Source organism: Phytobacter sp. SCO41, assembly GCF_003073275.1.
GTDB lineage: Bacteria > Pseudomonadota > Gammaproteobacteria > Enterobacterales > Enterobacteriaceae > Phytobacter > Phytobacter diazotrophicus.
The window spans coordinates 2,006,137-2,031,463 of the sequence record NZ_CP027225.1; the positions used below are offsets into that span (position 1 = coordinate 2,006,137).

The following is a 25,327-nucleotide window of genomic DNA, read 5'->3' on the forward strand; positions in this document are numbered from 1 at the left end:
GGCCCCCTTTGTCTTATTTCACCAGCAACTTATCCAGTTGGTCGGATGCATTTTTCAGCGACTTGTCGACGGTATTTTCGCCACTCGCCAGTAGGGACAATTGTGTCCCCAGAACATCTTCATACTGAGCGGAATAGGAGAAGACCGGGAAGGACTTACCGGACGCCACAATATTCAGAGCGTCTTTATAGTAAGGATACTTTTTCAGTACCTCGGCGTTTTCATAGACATCGGAACGAACAGGCGCGTGCCCCTGCAATGCGCGTGCGGTAGTGACCTCTTTACTCTGCACCCACTGAATAAAGGTCCAGGCGGCCTGTTTCTCTTTATCTGAGACGTTTTTCGGAATGCCCCAACCCCAGCCGCCGCTCTCCCCGTGACCACCAGGAACGGTTGTCAGCGCGAGTTTACCGGCCACGGCAGGGCAGGCGGTGGCGTTATCCAGTTGCGGCAGCATCCACCAATAGGTCAACATACTGAACGCTTTACCGCTGCACATCAGACGCACGGTATCGTCGAGGGTGGCGGAAAGCGCACCGGTTTGCGCGGCATTCTTGATGGCATCCGCATACAGCGTCATCGCTTTGTTCCCCGCCGGGCTGTTCAGTGCGGATTTACCTTTGTCGTCTACGTAAGCGCCGCCGCTGGAGAACAGGTAATTCGAGAACTCCATGCTGTTCGGGTCGCCGCGCTGCCCTTGCATAGCCGCTCCGGCCATGTCACTGTTCTTCTTGATAAATTTGGCAAGCGTAACGTACTCTTCCAGGGTTTTGGGCTGCTCAAGCGGTTTTTTAAACTCGGCCTGATAGGCGCTCTTTATTTTCTCATCCTGCAACACATCCGTGCGGTAAATCAGCCCCATGGAATAGTTGTACATCGGGATCAGCGTGGTTTTATTGGGCGTCACATTAATGAGCGACACGGTGGCCGGAATAAAGGCCGACATATCAAAGTTAGATTTTTTCACATCCGGCGTGAGATCAGTCAGCCAGCCGGCTTTACTGAATTCCCCCGCCCACAGAAAATCCACTTCCAGCAGGTTGTAATAGCTCTGCGACTGAATCAGTTGCGATACCAGCTTGTCATGCATATCGCCGTAACCGATTTTCTCGAACTGCACTTTGATGTGGTACTGCTTCTCAAAATCAGGCAGCATTTTTTCAATGATTTTCGTTTCCGGAACATCTTCCATCAACGCACGCAGCACAACATCTTCCGCCCGAACGGACGCCGAAAGGCTAAGGACTATCAGACCCGATAACAATGTGACTTTCTTACGATTCAACATAATTAACTCCTGGAGAAGGTGCCGGAGTGTTAACGGCGACAATTTTCTGTCTGGATGGCATGACTTTACTTAACACCGCCGAAGGTGAGACCTTTGACGATGTAACGCTGAATAAAATGTGAGGCGACCATCAGTGGCAGCACGGCCAGCACAATGCCTGCCGAAACCTTGCCAATCTGAACACCGTTCGAGGTCTGTAGCGCGGCAAGCGACACCGGGACCGTGGCGGTCTCCGGCCCGCTAAGCACCAGGGCAAAAAGAAACTCATTCCACGACAGGATGAAGCCCAGCACGGCGGAGGCCGCAAGACCCGGCAGCGACACGGGCAGCACCACATGCCAGAACGCGCCCCAGGCGGTGGCGCCGTCGGTCATCGCGGCCCACTCCAGATCCACCGGGATCCCTTCGAAAAAGCCCATCAGGATCCAGGTCAGAAACGGCAGGTTTAACGCGGCATAGACCAGCGTCAGCCCGAAGAGCGAGTTGGTCAGCCCAACGGTTCGCAGCATGGCAAAGGCGGGTAACACAAGTGCTACCGCTGGCAGCATCTGGGTCGCCAGCATAATAAAGCGCGCCGCTTTACCGCCCGTTTTAAAGCGGGCAAAGGCATAGCCGGTGGCGGCGGCAAACGGCAGGGCGAGGACAACCGACCCGGTGGCGACAATCAGGCTATTGGCGTAATGACGTAAAAAACCGTTGTTCTCAATCAGCGAGCGGAAATTTTCCGCGGAAAACTGCGGGAAAATATCGCTGCTGTAGGCCATCGATTCCGGCACCAGGCTGGTTCTCACAATCCACAGCACCGGCAGTAAAATTGAAAGACAGGCCAGCACCAGCCCGGTATGCAATCCAATTTTTCGTAGCATGTTCGCTCCTCACGCGCCTGGGGTGTCAGCGTTGTCAGGTGTTTTACGGCGCTCAACCACATCTCCGCTGCCAGGGTGAAACAGATGCAGTGAGTTGGGATCCAGCCAGATGCTAAGCGTCTGGCCCACCTTCGGGTGCGTATGATGATCAAGGCGGATCACCACTGGCACTTTACCGAGCGTGCCGCTGACAATGTTTTCCGCACCTAGCGCTTCCACCCCGCTGACGGCAATTTCCAGCGGGATCCAGTCTGGTCTGCGTGGGTGGGCGTGAAAATCTTCCGGTCGCACGCCGAGGGTCATCTGTTTTCCCGCCAGGCTTTGATAGTCGACGGCCATCCAGCCCGGCACCGGGAGCTGTGGGCCGTCGGACAGTTGCAGGCTGACATCCATACCCGTCCGTTGCACAAGACAGGGAAGAAGGTTGATGGACGGAGAGGAGAGAAAACGGGCAACAAACGTATTTACCGGGTAGTTATAGACTTCCAGCGGAGTCCCGCACTGGATCAAATGGCCATCACGCATGATGCAAATGCGATCCGCCATTGTCATGGCCTCTACCTGGTCATGGGTGACATAGACCATGGTTTTGCCCAGCCGACGATGAAGCTTGATCAGTTCACTACGCATCTCGCCGCGCAACTGAGCATCAAGGTTTGAGAGGGGTTCATCTAACAAAAAGGCCTGCGGTTCACGCACGATAGCGCGGCCCAGGGCGACGCGCTGGCGCTGCCCGCCGGAAAGCGCGGCCGGTTTACGGTGTAATAGTTTATCCAGCCCCAGCATTGCAGCGCTCTCGGCCACTTTAATGTTGATGACGTTGCCCGGCACGCCACGCATTTTCAGGCCGAAGGCCATGTTTTCGGCGACGGTCATGTGCGGGTAGAGCGCATAGCTCTGGAATACCACGGCGATATTGCGATCGCGCGGCGCCACATGACTCACGTCGCGCCCGTCGATTAACAATGTGCCATCGGTAATGCTTTCAAGTCCGGCAATCATGCGGAGTGTAGTGGACTTTCCGCAGCCGGAAGGGCCAAGGAAGATAACAAATTCACCATCCCGGATGTGCAAATTCACATTACGGACGCTGTGCTGATTGCCGTTGTAGGATTTCGACACGTTCCGTAATTCAATGGAGGCCATATTGGGTTACCTCTGTTACGTGTTGCCCGTCCTGGGACTGATGACATCCATGTTCGGTTTTGTTCGAAATGAAGCAGCTTTGTTCACAACGGCGTGTTGTCAGCCCGTATACACCCCGCCGGTCACGTTGACGCCCTGACCTGTCATAAAACGAGCGGCGTCGGAACTCAAAAAGGCCACCACTTCGGCGACATCTTCGGGCGTTTCCAGGCGGCCAAGCGGCGTCTGGCGAATGTAATCATCAATGACCTGTTCAGGCGTCATGCCGCGCAGTTGTGCTTCCCACTGTACTTCGCGGCTCTGCATGCCGGTTTTAACGAAACCCGGACAGACGGCATTCACGCGGATCCCGTCAGCGGCCAGTTCCCGTGCCAGCGCCTGAGTCCAGCCGAGGACGGCAAACTTGCTGGCGGAGTAGTGGGCCAGCAGCGGCGCGCCAACTTTGGCGGCAAGCGACGCTGTGTTCACGATAGTACCGGATTTGCGCGCCACAAATTTGCGTGCGGCAATCTGATTAGTAAGAAAAATACCCCTGGTGTTGACGTCAAAATTAAAATCCCACTCATCATCTGTTATCGCCAGGGCTTTTTGCATCGTTGATACGCCCGCGTTGGCGATCAGCAGATCATAGTCCCCCAGCGTTTTGTCTACCCAGCCAAAGCCTTCTTCAACGGACGCACGTAAACGAACATCCAGATGAAACGCCACAGTGTTCGCGCCGAGTTCGGTGGCGGCTGCCCAGGCGGCTTCTTCGTTGATGTCTCCAATAGCGACCCGCATGCCCTGGCGAATCAGATTGCGGGCGATGGCATAACCAATACCCGTAGCGCCGCCGGTAACAATCGCCACTTTACCTTGCAGGTCCGGATAGTGTCCGGACGTCAAATGTGATGTGTGCATGTTCTTTTCCCCTGTGTTGATGATTATTTTTTACACCAATATAACGAACACAACAAAACATATTTCTTATGATAAAAACAATTGCGATCACAAATTTTGTTTTGTATGTTTGTTTTTGTTAACTTCAATGTTCGGAGTCAGCCGATGACGCACAACGACGCTCTGCCTTTTCAGCCTGACGCCCCCGGATCCGGTGCGCGTTTACGCCGTTCGGCTGCGTCGCGTCAGAGTGAAGTCATGCAACTGTTGGTTCAGCAAGGTGCGGTATCTGTGCCGGATCTGGCCGCGAAGTTCGCCGTTTCCGAAATGACTATCCGTCGTGATTTGATGGAGATGGAGCAGAAGGGCAGCCTCTGCCGTACGCATGGTGGGGCGGTTTTACCGCAGAGCGCAAGCGCAGTGGCGATTGACAAAGTGGAACCGAGTTTCGAGTCCCGCCTGTTGCAAAACCATGAGGCTAAGTTGCGCATCGCGGCGGCGGCGGCAGAGCTCGGCAAGAAATTTCGCACACTGGCACTGGATGTCGGTAGCACGACGTTTCTTGCCGCACGTTACCTCAGCCAGTGTTCACATTTGAAAATTTTTACGAACAGCCTTCGCGTGGCGCATGACATTGCCCCTGCGAAGGCGGAAATCTACCTCGCGGGCGGGCGGATGCGCCCGGATGAAATGTCGACCGGCGGCTCTGCGGCGCTACAGCAGTTTTCCAGCCTGTGGTTCGACATCACCTTTATTGGCGTCTCTGGTCTGACCGCCGAGGGAATTTATGACTATGCCTTTGAGGATGCGGAACTCAAACGTCTTTATCTCAACCGTTCCAGCCTGAAAGTGGTGCTGTGTGACGCCAGCAAGTTTCAACGAATGTCGCTGGTGCACCTCGCCACACTGAGGCAATTCGACATCCTGATCACCGAACAGGCACCACCGCCCGCGCTGTCGGCGATGCTGGAGGCGGAAAATATTGATGTGATCATCGCGCCTGCGTTGCCGAAAGACGCGTGATCGCTTTTTACCATGACATATCAGCCAACACCGGAGAAAGTTATGATCTTTGAATTTTTGGGTAATAAGAAAAAAGCGGTTATCGCAATGGCCCATATTGGCGCGCTGCCTGGCGCGCCGCTGTACGACGCTAAAGGTGGACTCAATAAGCTCATCGACGATGTTCTCAGTGATGTAGAGAAACTACAGGCAGGTGGTGTGGATGCGATTATGTTCGGCAACGAAAATGACCGTCCTTATGTGTTTAAAGCGTCGCTGGAAGGCGTCTCGGCCATGTCGGCTGTGGTGCAGGCGGCGAAATCGGTACTGAAAGTGCCGTTCGGCGTGAACTACCTGTGGGATCCTAACGCCAGTGTCGCCATTGGTGCTGCCACCGGGGCGAGCTTCGTGCGTGAAATTTTCACCGGCGTGTTTGCTTCTGATATGGGGATCTGGGAGCCGGATTGTGCCAGCGCGTCTCGCCTGCGCCGCAACCTGGGCCGTGAAGATATGAAATTGCTCTTTAACATCAACGCCGAATTCGCCCATTCTCTGGATGCGCGCCCCATCGAACTGCGTGCGCGCAGCGCCATTTTCTCGTCACTGGCAGATGCCATTCTGGTGTCCGGACCGATCACCGGTGAACCGGCTGAACATTCTAATCTGCGCAAAGTCTGCGAAGCGGTAGAGGGCGTTCCGGTTTTTGCCAACACCGGCACCAACATCGATAACGTCACCGACATTCTGAGCATTGCCAGCGGTGTGGTCATCGGTACGCACTTTAAGGTCGACGGGCACACCTGGAATCAGGTCGACGGGGATCGGGTAAAACGCTTTATGGATGTGGTCGAAAAGCTGCGCTAAACATAACCCCTGGAACGGGAGGATAAGATGCAGTATCTGTTAGGCATTGATATTGGTACAACCTCAACCATTGGCATCCTGATCGGCCTGCCCGATAAGGTGCTCGGTACGGCCTCCCGCCCGGTCACGCTTTTCGCCCCGCACAGCGGCTGGACGGAGGAGTCGCCGGAGCAGTGGTGGGCGAATGTCGGTGAAATTTGCCAGCAGTTGCTCACACAAAGCGGCATTGCGGCGAGTGAAATCTGTGGCATTGGCGTGACCGGGATGTTGCCTGCCGTGGTTTTACTGGATAGCGAAGATCGCCTGCTGCGTCCGAGCATTCAACAGAGCGATGGTCGCAGCGGCGCACAAGTGCAGCAGATGCGCTGCGAAATGGACAGTCAGCACTTTTTAGAGCGCGCCGGAAACGGTATTAACCAGCAACTGGTGGGAGCGAAAATCCGCTGGATTGAACACCATGAACCGGAAGTGTTTGAACGTATTGCCACGGTTTTCGGTTCCTATGATTTTATTAACTGGAAGCTCACGGGTGAGAAAATCATCGAGCAGAACTGGGCGCTGGAGGCGGGTTTTGTTGATATCAGCAGCAATACGCTGGATGACGAACTGATTGCCTTTGCCCATCTTCCCCGTTATGCGGTCCCCCGTCTGGTCCGCTCTCATGACATTATCGGCGCGGTTACCGCGCAGGCGGCGGCCTGGACCGGGCTCAGTGAAGGCACACCGGTGATTGGCGGGGCGGCGGATTTGATTGCCTCCGCGCTCGGCGCGGGGGTGACTTCGCCTGGCGAAGTGCTGCTCAAATTCGGCGGCTCGGTGGATATTCTGACCGTAACGCAAAGCGCTACCCCTGACCCGCGCCTGTATCTGGATTATCACCTTGTGCCGGGTTGCTACATGCCCAACGGCTGTATGTCGACCGGCGGTTCGGGGCTAAACTGGTTTGTGCAGAACTTCGCGGCGCAGCATGAAGCGGCAGCACGTGAAAAGGGCATGAGTATCCATCAGTACCTGGACGCGATGGCGGAAAACCGCCCGGCGGGCAGTGACGGCCTGATTTTCCTGCCCTATTTTCTGGGGGAGAAAACCCCGTTACATGATCCAAATGCCCGGGGCATCCTGTTTGGCCTGACGCTCAGCCACGACGCGGGGCATATCTGGCGCGCGCTGCTCGAAGCCTACGCCTACGCCATCAAACACCATATCGAGACGCTGGTTGACATCGGCTATCCGGTAAAACGCTACATCGTCTCTGATGGCGGTTCGGCAAGCAAACTGTGGATGCAGATTGTCGCCGATGTGCTGGGCGAGCCGCTGACTCGCCTGGATGGGCACCCCGGTTCTTGTCTGGGGGCCGCCTGGACGGCGGCGATGGGTGTCGGGGTATCGACAGACTGGAAGGGAGCCAGCGCCTGGGTCAACCTCAAAGATGTGATTACGCCACGGCCTGAACATGCCGATGTTTACCATGAGGGATATCCGCGTTTCCGCCAGCTCTATGAAGCCTGTCGTCCACTGACCCGCCAGGAGACACCATGAAATTTACCGCCATTGCCTGGGACGTTGACGGCACGCTGGTCGATAGCGAACCACTTCATCACCGGGCACTGCTGGCTGTCTGCCATCGCTTCGGGTTGGATCTGAGCCATATTCCCGAGACGCGCTTTTACGGTGTGCACATTAACGATGTCTGGCTGGCCCTGTGTGCAGAACTGCCCGCCGATTTGGACCAGACCGTGTGGCTGGCGGCGATTGAAGACTACTACCATGACCACCGCCACGAACTGGTTGCTATTCCCGGCAGCCGCGAAACCATCCGCAAGCTGGCGGCGAAAGGTATCAAACAGGCCTGCGTGTCGAATTCGTGCCGACGGATAGTCGAAGCGAATCTTGAGGCGCTGGGTGTGCGTGAGTTTATTGATGTGGTGGTGACGCTGGATGATGTACACCATGGCAAACCGGCGCCCGAACCTTATCAACATGCGCTGGGGGCGTTTGGATTGCCTGCGGCGGCGGTACTGGCGGTTGAAGACAGCACGACCGGGATGCGCTCGGCGCAGGCCGCCGGAATGCACGTCGCGTTTTATGGCGCGTCACCCGCCTCTGAGCAGGGGGTAACAGAAATCACCTCGCTGACGCGGATCCTCGACTGGTTTTGATTCGCACAGTTTCGCGCGGGAAAGGGATGTTCCGCGCAAAGAAATGAACACATTCGAACAAATTGGGTTTTAAATCACACCACTTCCCCTTAATATTGTGAGCTATATCGTTTAAGCCCCTCCACCCGAAACAGAGTATCTATCGTTATGTCAGCTAAACCCGAGATTCAGGCCCGTTATCTTCCTCAGGAACGCAAAAAGCGGATCCTTAACATGCTGGTCGAGCAGGGGCGCGTGACAGTAGTGGATATCTCAGCGGAGCTGGCGGTCTCGGAGATGACAGTTCGCCGCGATCTCGCCGAACTGGAAACCGAGGGTAAACTCAGCCGGGTACACGGCGGTGCGGTACTGACCGATACGGTCAGCCAGCCGATTATGGACCCGCTTCCGGCGCATTTTGACGCACGCCTTTCCCTTCATCGGGAGAGCAAAATGCGCATTGCCCGCATGGCTGCTGAGGTGGCCGGGCGCTACCAGAGCGTTGCGCTTGATATCGGTACCACAACCCTGTTTATGGTCGACGAGTTGGTGAAGCATGAGCGTCTGAAAATCTTCACCAACAGTGTGCGCATTGCCCATGCGCTGGGCCGCTATGCGCAGGCACCGGAAGTCTATCTGGCAGGGGGGATGATGCGTGATGACGAGATGGCGATTGTCGGGCCGTCTGCTATTGAGCAGTTCCAACAGTTCTGGTTTGATATTGCGTTTATTGGCGCATCGGGCATTACCAGCCAGGGCATTTACGATAGCGCACTGGATGAGACGGAAATGAAACGGGTATTGATTCGCCGTTCCGGCTTTAAAGTGCTGCTCTGCGACTCTGCAAAATTCCAGCATATGTCGCTGGTGCAGGTGGCGCAGTGGCAGGATATCGATCTGCTAATAACAGATAGCGCACCGCCTGCGGTACTGGCGACCGCTCTTGAACTGGCGAATGTGCAGGTGATGATTGCACCCTGACCGTCAGGCCAGGCGTTGTATGACGGCCTCGGGTGAGGCTTCGTTCAGTAACGCCCGCAGGCCCTCTACGGGCAGCGCTTTTGAAAAATACCAGCCCTGCGCACGGGCGCCGGGAAACTCTCGGGTGATACAGGCCAGTTGTTCCGCGAACTCAATCCCTTCAAAGATTAACCGGTAAGGTCGTTCATACAGCGCCCTGCACATACGCAGGGTTTTTTCTCCGTGTAGAGTCTTTGCGCACAGTGCCTGAGTCAGGGATTTATCTATTTTGACATCCGTTACGGGAAGGCTGAGCAGCCTTTCATGATTCGAACAACCTTTACCAAAATCATCCAGAGCCAGGTGGAAGCCGTGCTGTCTGAACTGTGTCGCGTTAGTCATGAGCGCCTGGGTATCGTTGCAACTGACCTCGGTTATCTCCAGCACGATGGACGAGGCATTGAGCTGATGACGCGCAAGTTCATTAAGCAGCGTGTTCTTAAATGAGATTGAATTCAGATCGCCAGGTGTGATGTTCAGGTTTAATAACAGTCCGTGCCGGGCTAATAATGTCGCCATTTCGGCAATGGCTTTTTTAATTACGTAGAGCGAAACGGTACTCATCAGGCCATTTTCAACGGCGAGCCCGATCAACGTTTCCGGGCAGACTCGTCCGAATCGCGCATCACGCCATCGCAATAATGCTTCAAACCCGACAATCTTTTTTGTGCAGGCTGAGTAAATAGGTTGGTAGTAAAGGTTGATATTATTGGCAAGTAAGGCATGCTTTAATCGGCAAAGCATCGTTAGCTCCATATTAAGCACTAATGCTTCTTTTTGTGATAACAGGCAATAAATTCATACAGTTCCAGTTTACTGTTCAGGTCGAATTTATTCATAATATTCTTTTTGTGACTAATGGCCGTTTTGTAGGTAATACCAATACGATCCGCGATATCGTTCATGCCCATGCAGGCATGTAAGCCATAGGCAATTTTCTCCTGGGTAAAAGAGAGGGCTCTATAGTTACAGTTAATACAGGAATAGGCGCATTTTCCCGCACCTTTGGCGCGCTCTTTTGCCGCAGGGTTGCCATAAATCGCTTTGACGATGGCGTCGTAAACCACAGCCGAACGCTCTTTGCGGAGAAAGAATTGTGCGTCTTTAATGCAGTCAGGCAGGATATGTCTCGCTGGAATCGTATCGCCGGCGACAAAGATAAAAATCCTCCCTGACTTTTTCCTGTTAATTAAGTCTCTAAAACATAAGTAATATTCTCCCGCACATACGGTCATGAAAATAAAATCTGCTTTATGAATATTCTCAACGCTAAAATCCCAGGAAAGAGAAGGCGAAGAGACATTGCATTCTTTAATAGCGTCACGAATTAAACCGACGATGCCAGTAGAGAATAATGTGTCATTATCAATATTTATTAAAAATTTCATTCCCTTGTAACCTCTGGGCATCCTGGTATTGGCTGGTTTATTCTATATACCTGAATAAAACAAAAGCAATAACTCTCTCATAATCTTAAGGAAAATGAGAATTTGTTAATTTGACTTAGGAAAAATCCTAATGAATATTTAAATATCAGTCGATGTGTTAATGCGGAAACACAATACCATGCTATTAGTAAGGCTATGTCAAGAAGGGTATGTGATTGATGTATTTTATCCGCAATATTAAATAGTGGCGGTAAAGGAGGCGTGCAAATAACCTTTGAATAAAAATAAGGATAATTCTTAAAACGGTTAAACCTGGCCATTACATTAAAGCCTGCATATTAAACATATGCAGGCTTTATATTGTTTAACCCATATATGTGCACACGGGGGCCGTCGCTGCATCCAGCCATGCTCGCGCATCACTGTCGACCAGCGGTGAAAGCGTGTCGCGAACCTGCTGATGGTAGGTATCAAGCCACTGTTTTTCTTGCTCCGAGAGTAGCGACCACTCCACCTGGCTAAGATCCACAGGCACCAGCGTCAGCGATGAGAAGCGGCAGAATCCGGGCTGGCTTTCTACGACCTCCACCTGGTTTTCAATGCGAATGCCGTAGCGATCGGCCAGGTAATAGCCCGGTTCGATGGTCATGATATTCCCGGCGACCAGCGGCCATGGGTTGACCTTTTTGGCAATGCGATGTGGCTGTTCGTGAATCAACAACTGGTGTCCCACACCATGCCCGGTACCGTGGTCGAAATCGAGGCCCAATTCCCAGAGCGCGCGGCGGGCAAAGGCATCGATCTGGTGCCCCTGCGTGCCGCTCGGGAACTGCAGTGTCAGCATCGACAAAAAGCCTTTCAGTACGGCGGTATAGTGCAAACGCTGTTCATCAGACAGGGGGCCAAACGACAATGTGCGCGTGGTATCGGTTGTGCCATTGCGATACTGACCGCCTGAGTCATTCAGGTAGAAATTACTGCGGGTAATGGCGGCGTTGGTGGCTTCGCTGGCGTGATAGTGGCACATTGCGGCGTTGCTGGCAGAGGCGGAAATGGTACTAAAGCTCTGCTCAATGAAACCGGCCTGTTGCTGGCGGAAAGTGAGTTGTTTTGCCTGTGCTTCCAGTTCGGAAAGCGGGTTGCCTGCGGCCTCACGTGCCGGGACTTCACGCGCCAGCCATGCCAGGAAGTTAACCCACGCCGCGCCATCCTGACGGTGGCTGTCGCGATAACCTTCCAGCTCAACGGGGTTTTTGTGCGCTTTGATAAGCGTAATGGGGTCCGCGTGCCAGACCACTTCGCCGCCATTGTGCTCGATAGCAAAACGCAGGGCGACCGGGGCGTAATCGGCGTCCAGCATCACTTTCTTGCCAGCGGCCGCTTGCTGACAGTGGGGCAGAAAATCGGTCCATGCGGAGATCCGCAGGGAAGATCTCAGGCCATCCGATAAGGCATGCGTTTTCGCCGCATCGATAAACCACTCCATCTCTCCGTCACGGCTGAGCAGGGCGAATGAGTGAGCGACCGGGTTCATCGCCACATCCGAACCCCGAATATTTAAAAGCCAGGCGATGTTATCCGGCTGGGTGATAGCCAGCAGATCGACACCTTCTTTAGCCAGCACCTGAGCAATGCGTGCACGTTTCGCCTCGCTGCTTTCACCGCTGATTTCCGGTGGCATTTCGCGGATTGCACCGCAGGGGGCTGGTGGGCGGTCGTGCCAGATGGCGTCAAAGGGATCATTGTTCAGCGCCACCAGTTCACAGTGGGTCGCCTCCAGTGCGGTAAACTGGCTGTTGACCATCAGCAACGGCTCAAAAGCGATACGACTGCCAGCGGGCAGCGAGTCGTTAAGCCACTGCGCCAGCGGCTCATTGTGCAGATGGTGGATCTCAAATGCGTTGAGATCGACCTCCTGGCGAACCTGCACCTGGTAGCGTCCGTCGACAAACATCAGCGCCCGGTCACGGAGGATCAGCGCCAGGCCCGCCGAGCCGCTAAAGCCGGTCAGCCAGGCCAGTTTATTATCGTGCGGCGCGCAGTCTTCACTCTGGTAGGCATCAGCGCGTGGCACAATCATGCCGTCGACATCCATGGCCGCTAGCTGTGTACGCAGTGCTGCCAGCGGTGTTGGGGTTTGCATAAGAATCCTTCCTTATTGTTAGCGGAACGGGGGTTCGTTAAAGGTGCGTAGTTTACGTGAATGTAACCGATCACCTTCTGCCCGCAGCAGGTCAATGGCGCGGATACCAATCTGCAGATGCTCGGAAATCGCCCCTTCATAAAAACGGTTGGCCTGACCCGGCAGCTTGATTTCGCCGTGCAGCGGTTTATCCGAGACACACAGCAGTGTGCCGTACGGCACGCGAAAGCGGTAACCCTGGGCGGCAATGGTGGCGCTTTCCATGTCGATAGCCACCGCGCGACTCAGGTTAAAACGCAGCGCCGACGCGGAATAACGCAGCTCCCAGTTACGGTCATCGGTAGTGACCACGGTGCCGGTACGCAGGCGCTGTTTGACTTCTTCGCCGGGCATGCCGCTCACCTCTTTGGTGGCATCGTACAGCGCGCGCTGCACCTCGGCGATACTCGGAATGGGGATATCCGGGGGCAGTACGGCATCCAGTACGTGATCATCTCGCAGATAAGCATGCGCCAGCACATAGTCGCCAATCGACTGGCTTTCACGCAGGCCGCCGCAGTGGCCAATCATCATCCATACATCCGGGCGCAACACCGCAAGGTGGTCACAAATGGTTTTCGCGTTTGACGGACCGACGCCGATGTTAATCAGGGTGATGCCCTGACCGTCGGCGGTGATGAGATGCCAGGCCGGCATCTGGTGTTTTTTCCACGCCAGATCGGAGATGGCCTCTTCCGGGGCATCGGTATCAGCGGTGACCCAGTGGCCACCCGCACAGGAGAGGGCAACATAGGGGCTTTCCGGGTCCAGAATCTGGCTGCATCCCCAACGGACAAACTCGTCTACGTAGCGGGTGTAGTTGGTGAACAGCACGAACGGCTGGAAGTGCTCCACCGGGGTGCCGGTGTAGTGGCGCAGGCGGGCCAGTGAGAAATCCACGCGGCGGGCATCGAAATGCGACAGCGGGTAGAGCTCGGTAGGATGGAACAGACCGTCGGCGGTTTCATCGCCAATTTGCGCCAGTTCGGTGGTGGGAAAATGGCGGGTCAACCCGGCGCTCATTGAACGGTCCAGCGTCAGTTCCGAGCCGTCAATAACATACGGATACGGGATCTCATGTGCTGATAGCCCTACTTCAATATGTGCGCCATAGTCCTGGCACAGCAGCGTGAGTTGTTCGTGTAAATAGCTGCGAAACAGGGCGGGGCGGGTGACGGTGGTGGTGTAACAGCCAGAGTGGGTGAAACGGGCGTAAGCGCGGGTTTTCGGTGGGTTGGTGGCGCTGCCATCCCAACTTACCGACAGCTCAGGGTAGACGAAAAGGCCGTTGGCGCGTGCTTCATGCGTGGGTAGCGTGCCATCCTCGATATAACGGCTGATGGCTGCACGCAGGTTCGACACTGACTGCTCATACAGGGCTTCCAGTTGATCCAGTGCCTGTTCCGGGGTCAGATGTGCACCCTTTTTATTCATCATTAACTCCTTGTTTCACAGGTGTACGGCTGTAGACGATAGTATGTCACAGCTTTATGAAACAATAACTCCGGATGATGGGTTTCGGAGGATGCCTGTCTTCAATACTATTGCCGCGCGTTGAGTGCGCAAATCTAATGATAATGGGGCGTATGGCGAGAAGCCGGCGCGACAGGGCGCGCCGGGGTAACAGTTAGCCGTTGATTTTCACCAGCGTACGGCCCTGAATCTTGTTACTCAGGAAATCGGCGGCAAACGCCGGAGCCTGCTCCAGACCGATTTCAGTGGACGCCTGCTGGTAGTAGCTCTCCGGCAACAGACTGGCCAGACGAGCCCAGGCCGCAGCGCGTTCAGCGGTCGGCACCATCACGGAGTCCACACCCTGCAGGCGGACGTTACGCAGAATAAACGGCATCACGGTGGTGGGCAGATCGAAGCCACCCGCCAGGCCGCAGGCGGCAACGCAGCCACGGTAGTTTGTCTGTGCCAGTACTTTTGCCAGCACTTTGCTGCCGACGGTATCGACGGCACCGGCCCATAGCTGTTTTTCCAGCGGACGGGTCTCTTCGAAATCGCTGCGCGGCAGAATTTCATCGGCACCTAACTGGCGCAGGAAGTCGTGGGTGGATTCACGGCCAGAGACCGCGACAACGGTGTAACCCAGCGCTTTCAACAGCACAACGGCGGTACTGCCAACGCCGCCGCTGGCCCCGGTGACCAGCACTTTACCGCTTTCTGGTTTCACGCCAGCTTCAACCAGCGCATCCACGCAGAGCATGGCGGTAAAACCTGCGGTACCGATAATCATTGCGTTGCGGGCGCTGAGCGCGTCTGGCAGAGAAACCAGCCAGTCGCCTTTTACACACGCCTGTGCGGCCAGACCGCCCCAGTGGTTTTCACCCACGCCCCAGCCGGTGAGGATCACCGACTGGCCGGGAACAAAGCGCGGATCGCGGCTTTCGCTGACGCGACCAGAGAAATCGATACCCGGTACCATCGGGAACTGACGAACGATCTTCCCTTTGCCGGTGATCGCCAGCGCGTCTTTGTAATTAAGACTGGACCAGTCGATGTCGACCAGCACATCGCCATCGGCGAGGGCGGGCAGAGCGATATCTTTCACGGCTGCCAGGGTTTTGTTTTCAATCTGTTCCAGAACTAAAGCTTTCATGACTGAGTTTTCCTCGTCTGACTGTGGTTTTCGGCGCAGGGCCGTCCTGTGCAGGTGTTATTTTTGAGTAATGCTGTACAAAAAGAATTCCCAGTACTGATTGAGCGGGTCGGCAGACTGGAACAGTTTGGCGCGCATCACGGCGCCTTCCCAGCCGGACCAGAACACCCGCGCCAGTTTTTCCGGCGAAGCATCCTGCGGGATAACGCCTTGCGCTTGCGCCTCTGTAAAGCAACGGGCGACGCGCGTTTCCCACTCTTCGAGGATCGCTTTTAATCGTTGGGGGAACGCTTCGGGTAAGAGGGGGGACTCCTGTAGCAGGTTGCCAACAAGACAACCGCGGCGAAACTGATATTTCGCCATCCCCTGACCCGCATGAAGCACAAAAGCGGCCATCCGCTCAAGCGGCGGAAGGGTGCCATCAAGCAGGAATTTGTCTAATTTATGGGCAAAAAAGGAACCGTAGGCTGCAAGCACCGCCATACCAAATTCCTGTTTGCTCTTAAAGCAGTGGTAAAACGATCCCTTCGGTACGGCGATATTTTTAATGACCGCATCGATACCCGCCGACAAATATCCCGTCTCCGTCAGCACCGCCAGACCCGAACGAATCAGTTCCTGGCGGGTGTCAGTAAACGCGCGTTCGACCTTTGGAGGCCTGCCACGCCGGGGTTTTTGCGCAACGACCGTTTCGTTACTCATAATTTAGACCGATTGGTTTTAATTGTCGCCAGCCTACGCGCAATCGGAATGCTTAGCAAGCGAAGCGAGGGGAATGGCTTTACGGTACATGAAGAAAGTCTGGAACCTTGCTTCCGGTTTTGGCTGTGATTAAGTGCGCTTCACCTGATTTTCTTTCACCTTGCAGATTATCACTTTGCGGCTATATAGCTTTTGGCCTATATTTGTAAGGAAATCTTGTGTGGGAAATTAAAACAACGGACAGGTTTGATGAGTGGTTAATCGCTCAAAATGATCACACGCGTGCGAGCGTTTTGGCGGCGCTGATCGTGTTGCGAACGAAAGGCCCCGGATTGCCCAGACCCTGGGCCGACACGATAAAAGGGGCGCGCTACAGCAATATGAAGGAGCTGCGAATTCAGTGTCGTGGGGAGCCGATACGCGCTTTTTCGCTTTTGATCCCAGACGGGCGGCTATTGTGCTGTGCGCAGGAAGTAAAGCTGGAAATGAAAAACGTTTCTACGCCGAAATGATTTCGCGAGCTGAGCAGGAATATGCAAACTATCTGAAAATACCAGAGAAAGAGGAGTAAATATGGGCAGAACGCTGGAACAACTGCTTGCGGATGAAAAACCAGAGGTTGTGGCACAGGCTGAGTCGATGGCGACTGAGACTCTCCTGAACATTCACCTGGCCGAACTGCGTGAGAAAGTGCAAAAAACGCAGGTGGAAATGGCGCATGCACTGGGGATACGGCAACCTACGGTGGCGGGAATGGAAAAACCGGGTCGCGATGTAAAACTGTCGACGCTTAAGCGCTACGTTGAAGCCACTGGCGGTAAGCTTCGTCTTGATATCGAACTGCCTGATGGGTCGCATTACGCCTTCGTTGTATAACCCGTGAGCATTAGCGAGACAGGGACAAAAAAGACTATGATTAGGCTACGCCTGTCGCGTCTGAGGAAAGGAAATCATGCGTCGTATTAAACTGTTTTATGGCCTTTTTATTTTGCTCGCCAGTCAGAGCGTGCTGGCGGTGAGTTACCCATTGCCGCCGGAGGGAAGCCGCCTGGTCGGCAGCGTGCAGGTCGTCACCGTGCCGCAGGGTAATACGCTGCCGCTGGAGGCCTTTGCCGCGCAGTACGGCCAGGGGTTGAGCAATATGCTGGAGGCCAATCCCGGTGTTGATCCTTTCCTGCCAAAAGCGGGTTCCGAACTGATTGTGCCGCAGCAGATCATTTTGCCCGACACGGTGCGTCAGGGCATCGTAGTGAATGTCGCTGAAATGCGCCTTTACTACTACCCCAAAGACAGCAATACCGTTGAGATCCTGCCTATTGGCATTGGTCAGGCCGGACGCGAAACGCCACGTAACTGGGTTACTGCTGTTGAACGTAAGCAGGAAGGCCCCACCTGGTCTCCTACGCCGAACACCCGTCGCGAATATGCCAAAGAGGGGAAAACCCTGCCTGCGATGGTGCCTGCCGGGCCGGATAATCCGATGGGACTGTATGCTATTTATATCGGCAAGCTGTATGCCATCCACGGGACCAACGCCAATTTCGGCATCGGGCTGCGCGTCAGCCAGGGCTGCATTCGCCTGCGGAATGATGACATCAAATATCTCTTCGATAATGTGCCGGTGGGCACCCGTGTGCAGTTGATTGACCAGCCGGTGAAAGCGACCGTAGAACCGGATGGCAGCCGCTGGGTTGAAGTCCACGAACCGCTATCGCGCAATCGCGCCGAGTTTGAATCCACCAATAAAGTGCCGTTGCCTCTGACGCCAGCGTTACATGCCATTATTAAAGGCGAGGGCGTGGATGCGTTGAGGGCGGCTGAGGTGCTTGAGCGCCGCTCCGGGATGCCAGTGAACATCAGCGAGTCCGCGCACAGCGCCGGTTTGAGTAAAGAACGGTTGTAAATCACAGATAAAAAAGCCCGCATCTGGGCGGGCCTGGCAGCATAGGTACTCAGGAATGCCCAATAAACGCAAGCGTAATTGGGCAAACTTGCTTATGCGGTGGTATTCACGTGACGACCAATGGACGGATTTGCCGGCACCTGAGGTATCTGATTAATGATACCGGTTGCCGTTGCCTCCTGGTTATCCAGCGCTTTTCTCAGGACAATGGTGCTGACCTGGTTCTGGAGGTTATAAGCACTGAGACTGGTCGATAATGATGCGATTTGCAATGTATCCATTTCGATCATCCTATTGTTAACAAACAAAAAATCTAACAGTGCGAGGACAAAGCCTCACAGTATCATCGGCATGTTCCGGTAAAACCTTAGAAAAGAATAAGTGCCCACTGCGGATTTGTCGAATGAACGGCGTGCGCTGCGCTGGAAAGCAAAAACCCGCTTAAGTTGCCTTAAGCGGGTTTTCAAATTTGGCTCCTCTGACTGGACTCGAACCAGTGACATACGGATTAACAGTCCGCCGTTCTACCGACTGAACTACAGAGGAATCGTGTGAACGGGGCGCATATTAACGATGCCTGATCGCCTTGTCAAAGGCTGCAAGACCTTTCTCGTTCTGTTTGTCGACTATTTCGACAATGCGCCTGCAAGATAGTCAGTCTGCCGCTTGTTTGCACCATCATGAGGCAGAGGAGTCTCTTATGGGGCATCGGGCAAACCACTGTTTCAGTAATCATATCCCCCCTGGTTATCAGAATCTCTTATTATCCAGCCTGTTAGCGATGGTCAGATGACTTATCTAAAACTGGCAAGCATATTGCAACTCCTCCGACAACATGACTGCCGGCGTTGGCACTGGTATTCCGAACAGGAGGCAAAATGAACTTAAGACGCCTGAAATACTTCGTAAAAATCGTCGATATCGGCAGCCTGACTCAGGCCGCTGAGGTACTGCATATCGCGCAGCCCGCGCTGAGCCAGCAGGTGGCTACGCTGGAGGGCGAACTGGATCAGCAGTTGCTGATTCGCACTAAGCGCGGCGTGACGCCGACCGAAGCGGGCAAGATCCTCTATGCCCATGCGCGGACTATCCTGCGTCAGTGCGAACAGGCACAACTGGCGGTGAACAACGTGGGGCAATGCCTGCGTGGACAGGTCTCCATCGGCCTTGCACCGGGCACGGCAGCCTCTTCTGTAACGATGCCGCTGTTGCAGGCGGTGCGCTCAGAGTTACCGGAAGTGACCGTATATTTGCATGAAAATAGCGGTACGGTACTGAACGACAAGCTCCTGAGTGGTCAACTCGATATGGCTGTGCTGTATGAGCGCGCACCCGGTTCCGGCATCAACAGCTTACCGCTGCTGAAAGAAGATCTGTATCTGGTCGGCACGCGCGATTGCCCAGGACAAAGCGTTGATTTGACAGCCGTTGCAGAGATGAACCTGTTCCTGCCACGTGACTACAGCGCGGTGCGTTTGCGGGTTGACGAAGCGTTCTCATTGCGTCGCCTGACGGCAAAAATCATCGGCGAAATCGAATCGATCGCCACCCTCACGGCGGCGATTGCCAGTGGTATGGGCGTAACGGTGCTGCCGGAATCCGCCGCGCGCTCATTGAGCAGTGCGGCGAACGGCTGGATGGCGCGTATTACCACGCCGTCGATGAATTTACCGCTCTCTCTGAACGTTTCTGCCCGCGGTACGCTCTCGCCGCAGGCACAGGCGGTAAAAGATATTCTTATGTCTCTGGTAAGCCGCCCGGCGATGGACAGCCAGGAGTTGCAGTTGGTAAGTTAAGCGTTATTCCATTACGGAATAACATGCTGGTTTTTATTATTTGTTCTGCCAGGCCTCAGACTTTAACAATAGCGTCATGTCTGATGGCCCTGGAGGGAAGGGTGAATTTCCAGCAACTGAAAATTATCCGGGAAGCGGCGCGCCGGGATTATAATCTGACCGAAGTCGCCAACATGCTCTATACATCGCAATCCGGGGTGAGTCGTCATATCCGCGAGCTTGAAGAAGAGCTGGGGATTGAGATTTTCATCCGTCGGGGCAAACGGCTGCTGGGGATGACCGAGCCGGGTAAAGCGCTGTTGGTGATAGCCGAACGTATTCTCAATGAGGCGAGCAATGTGCGCCGCCTCGCTGACCTTTTCACGAATGACACATCCGGCGTGCTGACGATTGCGACAACGCATACACAGGCTCGCTACAGCCTGCCTACGGTGATTAAATCGTTCCGCGCGCTGTTCCCCGAAGTTCGTCTTGAGCTGATTCAGGGGACGCCGCAGGAGATTGAGACGCTGTTGCACAATGGCGGCGCGGATATTGGCATCGCCAGTGAGCGACTCAGCAACGACAGCACTCTCGCTGCTTTCCCCTGGTTCCGCTGGCACCACAGCCTGCTGGTTCCTAAAGATCATCCCTTATTGCAAACCTCTCCTCTTACGCTTGAAGAGATCAGCCGTTGGCCGCTGATCACCTATCGGCAGGGGATCACCGGACGTTCGCGTATTGATGAAGCGTTTGGTCGCAAGGGGCTGCTGCCGGATATTGTGCTCAGCGCGCAGGATTCGGATGTCATCAAAACCTACGTTGAATTGGGGCTGGGGGTTGGGCTGGTGGCCGAGCAGTCGAGCGGAGAGAACGAAGAGGGCAAGCTGGTGCGGCTGGATACGCGTCATCTGTTCGATGCCAATACCGTCTGGCTTGGGCTTAAACGCGGTCAACTGCAGCGCAATTATGTCTGGCGTTTTATTGAGCTCTGTAATGCAGGGCTGTCGGTTGAGGATATCAAACGTCAGGTGATGGAGCCGGACGAAGAGGTGATTGATTACCAGATTTGAAAACAGCGTCCCCCGCATACGGATGCCGTCGGGGGATACGCGCGTTGCAGGTTACTCCGCAAATTTGAGCAGCGCATCGCCATCAAGACGATAGCGTACCCACTCGCTTTGCGGCAGTGCGCCGATGCTCAGGTAGAAATCAATTGCTGGTTTGTTCCAGTCGAGCACGCTCCATTCCAGACGACCACATTTGCGCTGTACCGCGCATTGCGCAATGTATTTCAGTAAGGCTTTGCCTGCCCCTGCGCCGCGATAATCCGGGGAAATATACAAATCTTCCATATAGATACCGTTGCGTCCGAGCCAGGTAGAGTAGCTGGTGAAGAAGACCGCATAACCCGCCACGTTACCGTCGATCTCGCAGATTAACGCTTCGGTTTTACTGTCGGCACCAAACAGAGTGGCCTTAATTTCGTCCGGGGTGGTCACCACTTCTTCCGGGGCTTTTTCGTACACCGCCAGTTCATAAATCATGTCATAAATTGCATTTGCGTCCGTTGGGCGTGCCTGGCGAATCGTGATGCTCATTTCTCTTCCTGTCTGTTATGCGTGGGTTCAAATTGCTGGCGTTAAGCATAAGGGGTATTGTTAAAAGAATTAAGTGCAATGAAATCACTGGTTGATGAATATTATGCATCATGCTTTGCGACGTCTTGATCTAAACCTTTTGCCCGTTTTTGACGCTATCTATCGGCATCGTTCCGTCAGAGCGGCCGCCGAGGAGCTGGCGATCAGTACGTCTGCCCTCAGTCATGCGCTGTCGCGGCTGCGCGTCACATTGAACGATCCACTGTTCTACCGCGAAGGTCACCGGATGTGCCCCAGCGTGTATGCGACCCAGCTTGCACCCGCGATCGCCCCGGCGTTGAAGTCCCTTAATCAGGAGTTGACGCCGCAACCTGCGTTTGACGCGGCCAGCAGTACCGATTGCTTTCAGATTGCTATTACGGATTTCACCGCATTTTGTATTTTTCCGGCCTTAATGAATCGGTTACAGGAGACTGCGCCAGGGCTGCGTTTTGAGTTGCGTTATTTACCGCATAGCCCGGCGTTGACGGAATTGCTTGCAGGCGAGATTGATCTGGCGCTGGGGTTCAGTGCGCCGGATGATGTTGCGCATCCAGAACTGGATGAGATTGTCTGGTTTGAAGATGAGTATGTCGTCATCAGTAACAGCCAGCGCACGCGGCTCACGCTTGAAGATTATCTTGCGGCCAGGCATCTGGTGGTCACCCCCTGGAATGAGAAGCAGGGTATTTTGGATCTGCAACTGGAGCGGATGGGGTATACGCGGCAGGTGACGATAAAAACACCCTCGATGCTCAGCGCGCCGTTCATTATTGAGCAGAGCGACCTGCTGCTCGCTATTCCGCGTTTTGCTGCCGGCAAGATGAAGCTGGCGGCGCAATTAGCGCTTTTTGAACTCCCCTTTGCCGTGCCACAGTTTGAGGTAAAAATTTATTCGCATAAGCGCAGTGGTAAGCGTGCGGCAACGGACTGGCTGAAAGGAGAATTACAGGCGCTGGCAGAGAAGGGGATGTGAGGCCATAAAAGCAAAAAACCGCTTAAGTTGCCTTAAGCGGGTTTTCTAAATTTGGCTCCTCTGACTGGACTCGAACCAGTGACATACGGATTAACAGTCCGCCGTTCTACCGACTGAACTACAGAGGAATCGTGTGAACGGGGCGCATACTACTTGCCACGTTCATATGTGTCAATACTTAATTTAACTTGCTGATTCAATTGGTGAATTAAAGTGCAAATTGCCTTTTTAGTGCACACGGCTTACGGGATCATTTGCTGAATAAGGCCGATCGCGCAGACGCGATAACGGATCCTGACCATAGAAATGACAGAAACGTTGCCATAACGCCGGGAAACGTGGGGCGAACAGTTCAGGTGCGCTGAAAAAATACTCCGACAGCACGGCAAAACACTCAGCAGGATCGGTTGCCGCATAGGCATCGATACTGGCCGCGCTTTCCCCTACCAGGTCGATTTCATCCTGAATATTGTCCATCGCAGCGTGCAGATCGTGCTCCCAGCCAGCCACTTCACGCATAGGGATAAGTGGAATACCGCTTGCCCTGTCGCCATTGCGGGCGTCCAGTTTGTGTGCGACTTCGTGAATGATCAGGTTGAATCCTGATGCATCGAACGAATCCTGGATGTCGAGCCAGTTCAGGACAATGGGCCCCTGCTGCCAGCTTTGCCCCGACTGGACGAGACGCTGACTATGTACAAGGCCAATACCGTCTTCCCATTCATCGTCAACGACAAACGGGGCAGGGTAGATGAGCACTTCATGGAAACCATCCAGCCATTCAAGGCCGAGTTCCAGTACCGGCAGGCAAAAGAGCAGGCCGATACGCGCGCTCTTTAGCGCATCCAGTTCGAAACCTTGCAAGGCAACCAGCCGCTTTTGTTGCAAAAAACGGTCTGCAAGGTGAACCAGTTTCTCTTGTTCATCTAAAGAAAGGCTCGCCAACACGGGGATGCTTAACGCTTCTTCCCATGGGAATTCCGCACCGTGAGAGGCTTCCTTTGTTTTCCAGGGCCACTTAATCATCGCTTTGCTCGCAAACTCGCCACTTGAACCAAATTAACGGGACAGGGTCTGTTAAAATGCCAAATTACCTGGCATCATGGCAACCATTGAAACGGAGAGATGCCGGAGCGGCTGAACGGACCGGTCTCGAAAACCGGAGTAGGGGCAACTCTACCGGGGGTTCAAATCCCCCTCTCTCCGCCACTATTCAAACAGTTACGCGCTTTGCTTTCAACGACTCTTGTCACAGATGTTTTTCTCATTACTCCCGTAAATTTTATAACTGCATGCTATATCATGCGGCCGGCCTGTGCTTTTGCCACAAAAAAGCCCGCTCGCGGCGGGCTTTGAAAGAAAAGTATGCTTAGAACTGGTAAACAATACCCAGTGCGAACTGATCGTTTTTATTGGTGCCTGTTTCACGAACGTAGCGCGTGTCGTCCAGCAAGTTGAACTGGTATGCCGCGTAAACGTTCATGTTTTTATTGAAGTAGTACCAGGTACCGAGCTCGATGTAGTTTACGCGCGCAGCGTCGCCGCCTTTAAAGCTACCGCGACGGCTCAGGTCATCGCCCTTAGAGTAGACATAACCGAGAGAAGGGCGCAAACCGAAATCAAACTGGTACTGAATAACGGCTTCGAAGTTCTGCGTTTTATTAGCAAACTGGCTGTCTTTCTCAACGGTCATGTTACGGGTTTCGCCGTACATCATTGCAGCGTAAACATTGTTTGCATCGTATTTTGCCGCGATGGACCAGATTTCGGCGTTATCGCCTTTACGGTCGGCAGCTTGCTCGTCAGTACGGTCCGCTTTACCGTAGGTTGCGGCAAATCCAAATCCATCGAACTGATAAGAAGCAGACATGCTGTAGCCGTCGCCGTTCTGTTTTTTTACGATACGGTTGTCGTTTTTGCCTTGATATTGCAGCGCCAGGTTCAGGCCTTCAACTTCACCGAAGAAATCAGTGACACGGTAAGTAGCAACGCCATTGGTTCGGCCATTCATAAAGTTGTCGGCGGAAGCCCAGGAATCACCACCCCATTCAACCAGCATATCGGTGTATGCCGCGACATCATAAGCGACACCATAATTACGGCCATAATCGAAAGAACCAAAGTTGCCAAATTTCAGACCAGCGAAGGCGAGACGTGTACTCTCATCCTGGCCGCCTTCAGGATGGCTGGCATCCATATTGTATTCCCACTGACCAAAGCCGGTGAGTTCGCTGTTGATCTGGGTTTCGCCCTTAATGCCGATACGGGCGTAAGAGGTATCTTCATTTTCGCTGTTGTGTTGATCAGTGTCAGACCAAATGCGTTCGCCGACCATTTTTCCGTAGAAATCGACTTTATTACCGTTCTTGTTATAAATTTCCGCCGCATTTGCTGCGCCTGCAAATAATAACGCAGGCACTAAAATCGCCAGTACTTTTCTTTTCATAATCTATTCCCTTGAGATCATAATTTATATGAATATTTGCAATTTCATCCGAAATTACAAACTGAATACTATTCTATTAAGTTCATTAATTTTTACGTCAAATATGTAAGCAAATTATTTAAAATATTGCAAAATGTTTCTTTGGGTGGTGGTATTTCTTCTGTGAATTTAAAGTGGTCTGATGTATTCATTTCATTTATTTTATTGTATTTGTTGTGTTTATTGATGGGTTAAAAATATAATTGAAGTGTATTTTATTTTGCGTTTTTATATATGAGTGGATTGTATTCTATCGATGTATATAAAAGGCGAAAAAAAAGCCCAGGGTATTCCCCCAGGCACATCATTGAAAAAGGATGATAAATAAAATAGAGCAACTCAATGCTGATAGCCGCTAAATACTACCACAGAAGTGAAATGAATAAACTGGCCTTTAAAGATGGATTTTATTGCGTACGTTGCATTAGATAATGATTCATTATTTTTAAAATGAATTAAAGTGAACAA

At 53.6% G+C, this 25,327-nt stretch carries 23 protein-coding genes, 3 tRNA genes and 2 pseudogenes; 12 read left to right on the forward strand and 16 right to left on the reverse strand.

Annotated elements, in window-relative coordinates; genetic code table 11:
• Positions 1-13: 13 nt before the first annotated feature.
• The 4 genes from C5523_RS09655 to C5523_RS09670 form a co-directional block, all read right to left on the reverse strand.
• The gene (locus tag C5523_RS09655) at positions 14-1,288 is read right to left on the reverse strand and encodes an extracellular solute-binding protein (RefSeq protein ID WP_071196351.1); all 1,275 of its coding nucleotides are present in this window, start codon (positions 1,286-1,288) and stop codon (positions 14-16) included.
• 65 nt (positions 1,289-1,353) lie between these two features.
• On the reverse strand, positions 1,354-2,154 hold the full coding sequence (locus tag C5523_RS09660) for a carbohydrate ABC transporter permease (protein WP_079496379.1): 801 nt from the start codon (positions 2,152-2,154) through the stop codon (positions 1,354-1,356).
• 9 nt (positions 2,155-2,163) lie between these two features.
• On the reverse strand, positions 2,164-3,300 hold the full coding sequence (locus C5523_RS09665) for an ABC transporter ATP-binding protein (RefSeq protein ID WP_108701020.1): 1,137 nt from the start codon (positions 3,298-3,300) through the stop codon (positions 2,164-2,166).
• A 99-nt stretch (positions 3,301-3,399) separates the two neighbouring features.
• Entirely contained in the window at positions 3,400-4,200 is an 801-nt protein-coding gene (locus C5523_RS09670) for an SDR family NAD(P)-dependent oxidoreductase (protein ID WP_052249323.1), read from the reverse strand.
• Positions 4,201-4,344: 144 nt separating this feature from the next.
• Between C5523_RS09670 and C5523_RS09675 the strand changes: the two genes are divergently transcribed.
• The 5 genes from C5523_RS09675 (at position 4,345) to C5523_RS09695 (ending at position 9,164) form a co-directional block, all read left to right on the forward strand.
• The gene (locus C5523_RS09675; RefSeq protein WP_108701021.1) at positions 4,345-5,202 is read left to right on the forward strand and encodes a DeoR/GlpR family DNA-binding transcription regulator; all 858 of its coding nucleotides are present in this window, start codon (positions 4,345-4,347) and stop codon (positions 5,200-5,202) included.
• A gap of 42 nt (positions 5,203-5,244) precedes the next feature.
• Positions 5,245-6,045 (forward strand): BtpA/SgcQ family protein, encoded by an 801-nt coding sequence (locus C5523_RS09680; protein ID WP_108701022.1) that lies wholly within the window; start codon positions 5,245-5,247, stop codon positions 6,043-6,045.
• Positions 6,046-6,072: 27 nt separating this feature from the next.
• Positions 6,073-7,584, forward strand: coding sequence for an FGGY-family carbohydrate kinase (locus C5523_RS09685; RefSeq protein WP_041851864.1), 1,512 nt, complete (start codon positions 6,073-6,075; stop codon positions 7,582-7,584).
• Positions 7,581-8,204 (forward strand): HAD family phosphatase, encoded by a 624-nt coding sequence (locus tag C5523_RS09690; protein WP_107224101.1) that lies wholly within the window; start codon positions 7,581-7,583, stop codon positions 8,202-8,204. Before C5523_RS09685 ends, C5523_RS09690 begins: the two co-directional genes overlap by 4 nt.
• Positions 8,205-8,351: 147 nt before the next feature.
• Entirely contained in the window at positions 8,352-9,164 is an 813-nt protein-coding gene (locus tag C5523_RS09695) for a DeoR/GlpR family DNA-binding transcription regulator (protein WP_108701023.1), read from the forward strand.
• Positions 9,165-9,167: 3 nt separating this feature from the next.
• On the opposite strand, the gene C5523_RS09700 is transcribed toward C5523_RS09695, so the two are convergent.
• From C5523_RS09700 to C5523_RS09725, 6 genes and pseudogenes are all read right to left on the reverse strand, one after another.
• Positions 9,168-9,947 carry an EAL domain-containing protein gene (locus C5523_RS09700; protein WP_172960884.1) on the reverse strand — a complete coding sequence of 260 codons (780 nt, stop codon included), beginning with the start codon at positions 9,945-9,947 and terminating at the stop codon, positions 9,168-9,170.
• A 20-nt stretch (positions 9,948-9,967) separates the two neighbouring features.
• Positions 9,968-10,591: a LuxR C-terminal-related transcriptional regulator gene (locus tag C5523_RS09705; RefSeq protein WP_172960885.1), complete on the reverse strand. Its 624-nt coding sequence runs from the start codon at positions 10,589-10,591 to the stop codon at positions 9,968-9,970.
• A gap of 364 nt (positions 10,592-10,955) precedes the next feature.
• Positions 10,956-12,734 (reverse strand): aminopeptidase P family protein, encoded by a 1,779-nt coding sequence (locus C5523_RS09710; RefSeq protein ID WP_108701025.1) that lies wholly within the window; start codon positions 12,732-12,734, stop codon positions 10,956-10,958.
• An 18-nt stretch (positions 12,735-12,752) separates the two neighbouring features.
• The gene (locus tag C5523_RS09715; RefSeq protein ID WP_041851859.1) at positions 12,753-14,207 is read right to left on the reverse strand and encodes an AMP nucleosidase; all 1,455 of its coding nucleotides are present in this window, start codon (positions 14,205-14,207) and stop codon (positions 12,753-12,755) included.
• Positions 14,208-14,400: 193 nt separating this feature from the next.
• On the reverse strand, positions 14,401-15,378 hold the full coding sequence (locus tag C5523_RS09720) for an MDR family oxidoreductase (protein ID WP_108701026.1): 978 nt from the start codon (positions 15,376-15,378) through the stop codon (positions 14,401-14,403).
• A pseudogene (locus C5523_RS09725) lies at positions 15,375-16,080 on the reverse strand (TetR family transcriptional regulator C-terminal domain-containing protein). Before C5523_RS09725 ends, C5523_RS09720 begins: the two are co-directional and overlap by 4 nt.
• 218 nt (positions 16,081-16,298) lie before the next feature.
• Here C5523_RS09725 and C5523_RS09730 point away from each other — a divergent pair.
• The 3 genes and pseudogenes from C5523_RS09730 (at position 16,299) to ldtA (ending at position 17,983) form a co-directional block, all read left to right on the forward strand.
• Positions 16,299-16,651, forward strand: a pseudogene (locus C5523_RS09730) (type II toxin-antitoxin system RelE/ParE family toxin).
• A gap of 2 nt (positions 16,652-16,653) precedes the next feature.
• On the forward strand, positions 16,654-16,956 hold the full coding sequence (locus tag C5523_RS09735) for a helix-turn-helix domain-containing protein (RefSeq protein ID WP_071196363.1): 303 nt from the start codon (positions 16,654-16,656) through the stop codon (positions 16,954-16,956).
• 76 nt (positions 16,957-17,032) lie between these two features.
• Positions 17,033-17,983 carry a L,D-transpeptidase gene (gene ldtA / locus C5523_RS09740; protein WP_079496386.1) on the forward strand — a complete coding sequence of 317 codons (951 nt, stop codon included), beginning with the start codon at positions 17,033-17,035 and terminating at the stop codon, positions 17,981-17,983.
• A gap of 92 nt (positions 17,984-18,075) precedes the next feature.
• Here the strand turns inward: ldtA and C5523_RS09745 are convergent, their stop codons facing one another.
• Positions 18,076-18,264: a YjfB family protein gene (locus tag C5523_RS09745; RefSeq protein WP_041851854.1), complete on the reverse strand. Its 189-nt coding sequence runs from the start codon at positions 18,262-18,264 to the stop codon at positions 18,076-18,078.
• Between the two features lie 189 nt (positions 18,265-18,453).
• Positions 18,454-18,529, reverse strand: a tRNA-Asn gene (locus C5523_RS09750).
• Positions 18,530-18,861: 332 nt separating this feature from the next.
• Between C5523_RS09750 and nac the strand changes: the two genes are divergently transcribed.
• Together nac and cbl are read left to right on the forward strand one after the other, a co-directional pair.
• Entirely contained in the window at positions 18,862-19,779 is a 918-nt protein-coding gene (gene nac, locus C5523_RS09755) for a nitrogen assimilation transcriptional regulator NAC (protein ID WP_041851853.1), read from the forward strand.
• 101 nt (positions 19,780-19,880) lie between these two features.
• On the forward strand, positions 19,881-20,831 hold the full coding sequence (gene cbl / locus C5523_RS09760) for an HTH-type transcriptional regulator Cbl (protein WP_041851852.1): 951 nt from the start codon (positions 19,881-19,883) through the stop codon (positions 20,829-20,831).
• 51 nt (positions 20,832-20,882) lie between these two features.
• Here cbl and C5523_RS09765 read toward each other — a convergent pair whose 3' ends face one another.
• On the reverse strand, positions 20,883-21,359 hold the full coding sequence (locus C5523_RS09765; RefSeq protein ID WP_071196365.1) for a GNAT family N-acetyltransferase: 477 nt from the start codon (positions 21,357-21,359) through the stop codon (positions 20,883-20,885).
• A gap of 91 nt (positions 21,360-21,450) precedes the next feature.
• On the opposite strand from C5523_RS09765, the gene C5523_RS09770 reads away from it, so the two are divergent.
• Positions 21,451-22,374 (forward strand): LysR family transcriptional regulator, encoded by a 924-nt coding sequence (locus C5523_RS09770; RefSeq protein WP_108701027.1) that lies wholly within the window; start codon positions 21,451-21,453, stop codon positions 22,372-22,374.
• Between the two features lie 52 nt (positions 22,375-22,426).
• Here C5523_RS09770 and C5523_RS09775 read toward each other — a convergent pair.
• Together C5523_RS09775 and mtfA are read right to left on the reverse strand one after the other, a co-directional pair.
• Positions 22,427-22,502, reverse strand: a tRNA-Asn gene (locus C5523_RS09775).
• A gap of 100 nt (positions 22,503-22,602) precedes the next feature.
• Positions 22,603-23,400, reverse strand: a complete 798-nt coding sequence (gene mtfA, locus C5523_RS09780; protein WP_041851849.1) for a DgsA anti-repressor MtfA — start codon at positions 23,398-23,400, stop codon at positions 22,603-22,605.
• A 93-nt stretch (positions 23,401-23,493) separates the two neighbouring features.
• Between mtfA and C5523_RS09785 the strand changes: the two genes are divergently transcribed.
• Positions 23,494-23,583: transfer RNA gene (locus C5523_RS09785), tRNA-Ser, on the forward strand.
• 160 nt (positions 23,584-23,743) lie between these two features.
• On the opposite strand, the gene C5523_RS09790 is transcribed toward C5523_RS09785, so the two are convergent.
• Entirely contained in the window at positions 23,744-24,820 is a 1,077-nt protein-coding gene (locus C5523_RS09790) for a porin (protein WP_079496393.1), read from the reverse strand.
• Positions 24,821-25,327 lie beyond the last annotated feature (507 nt).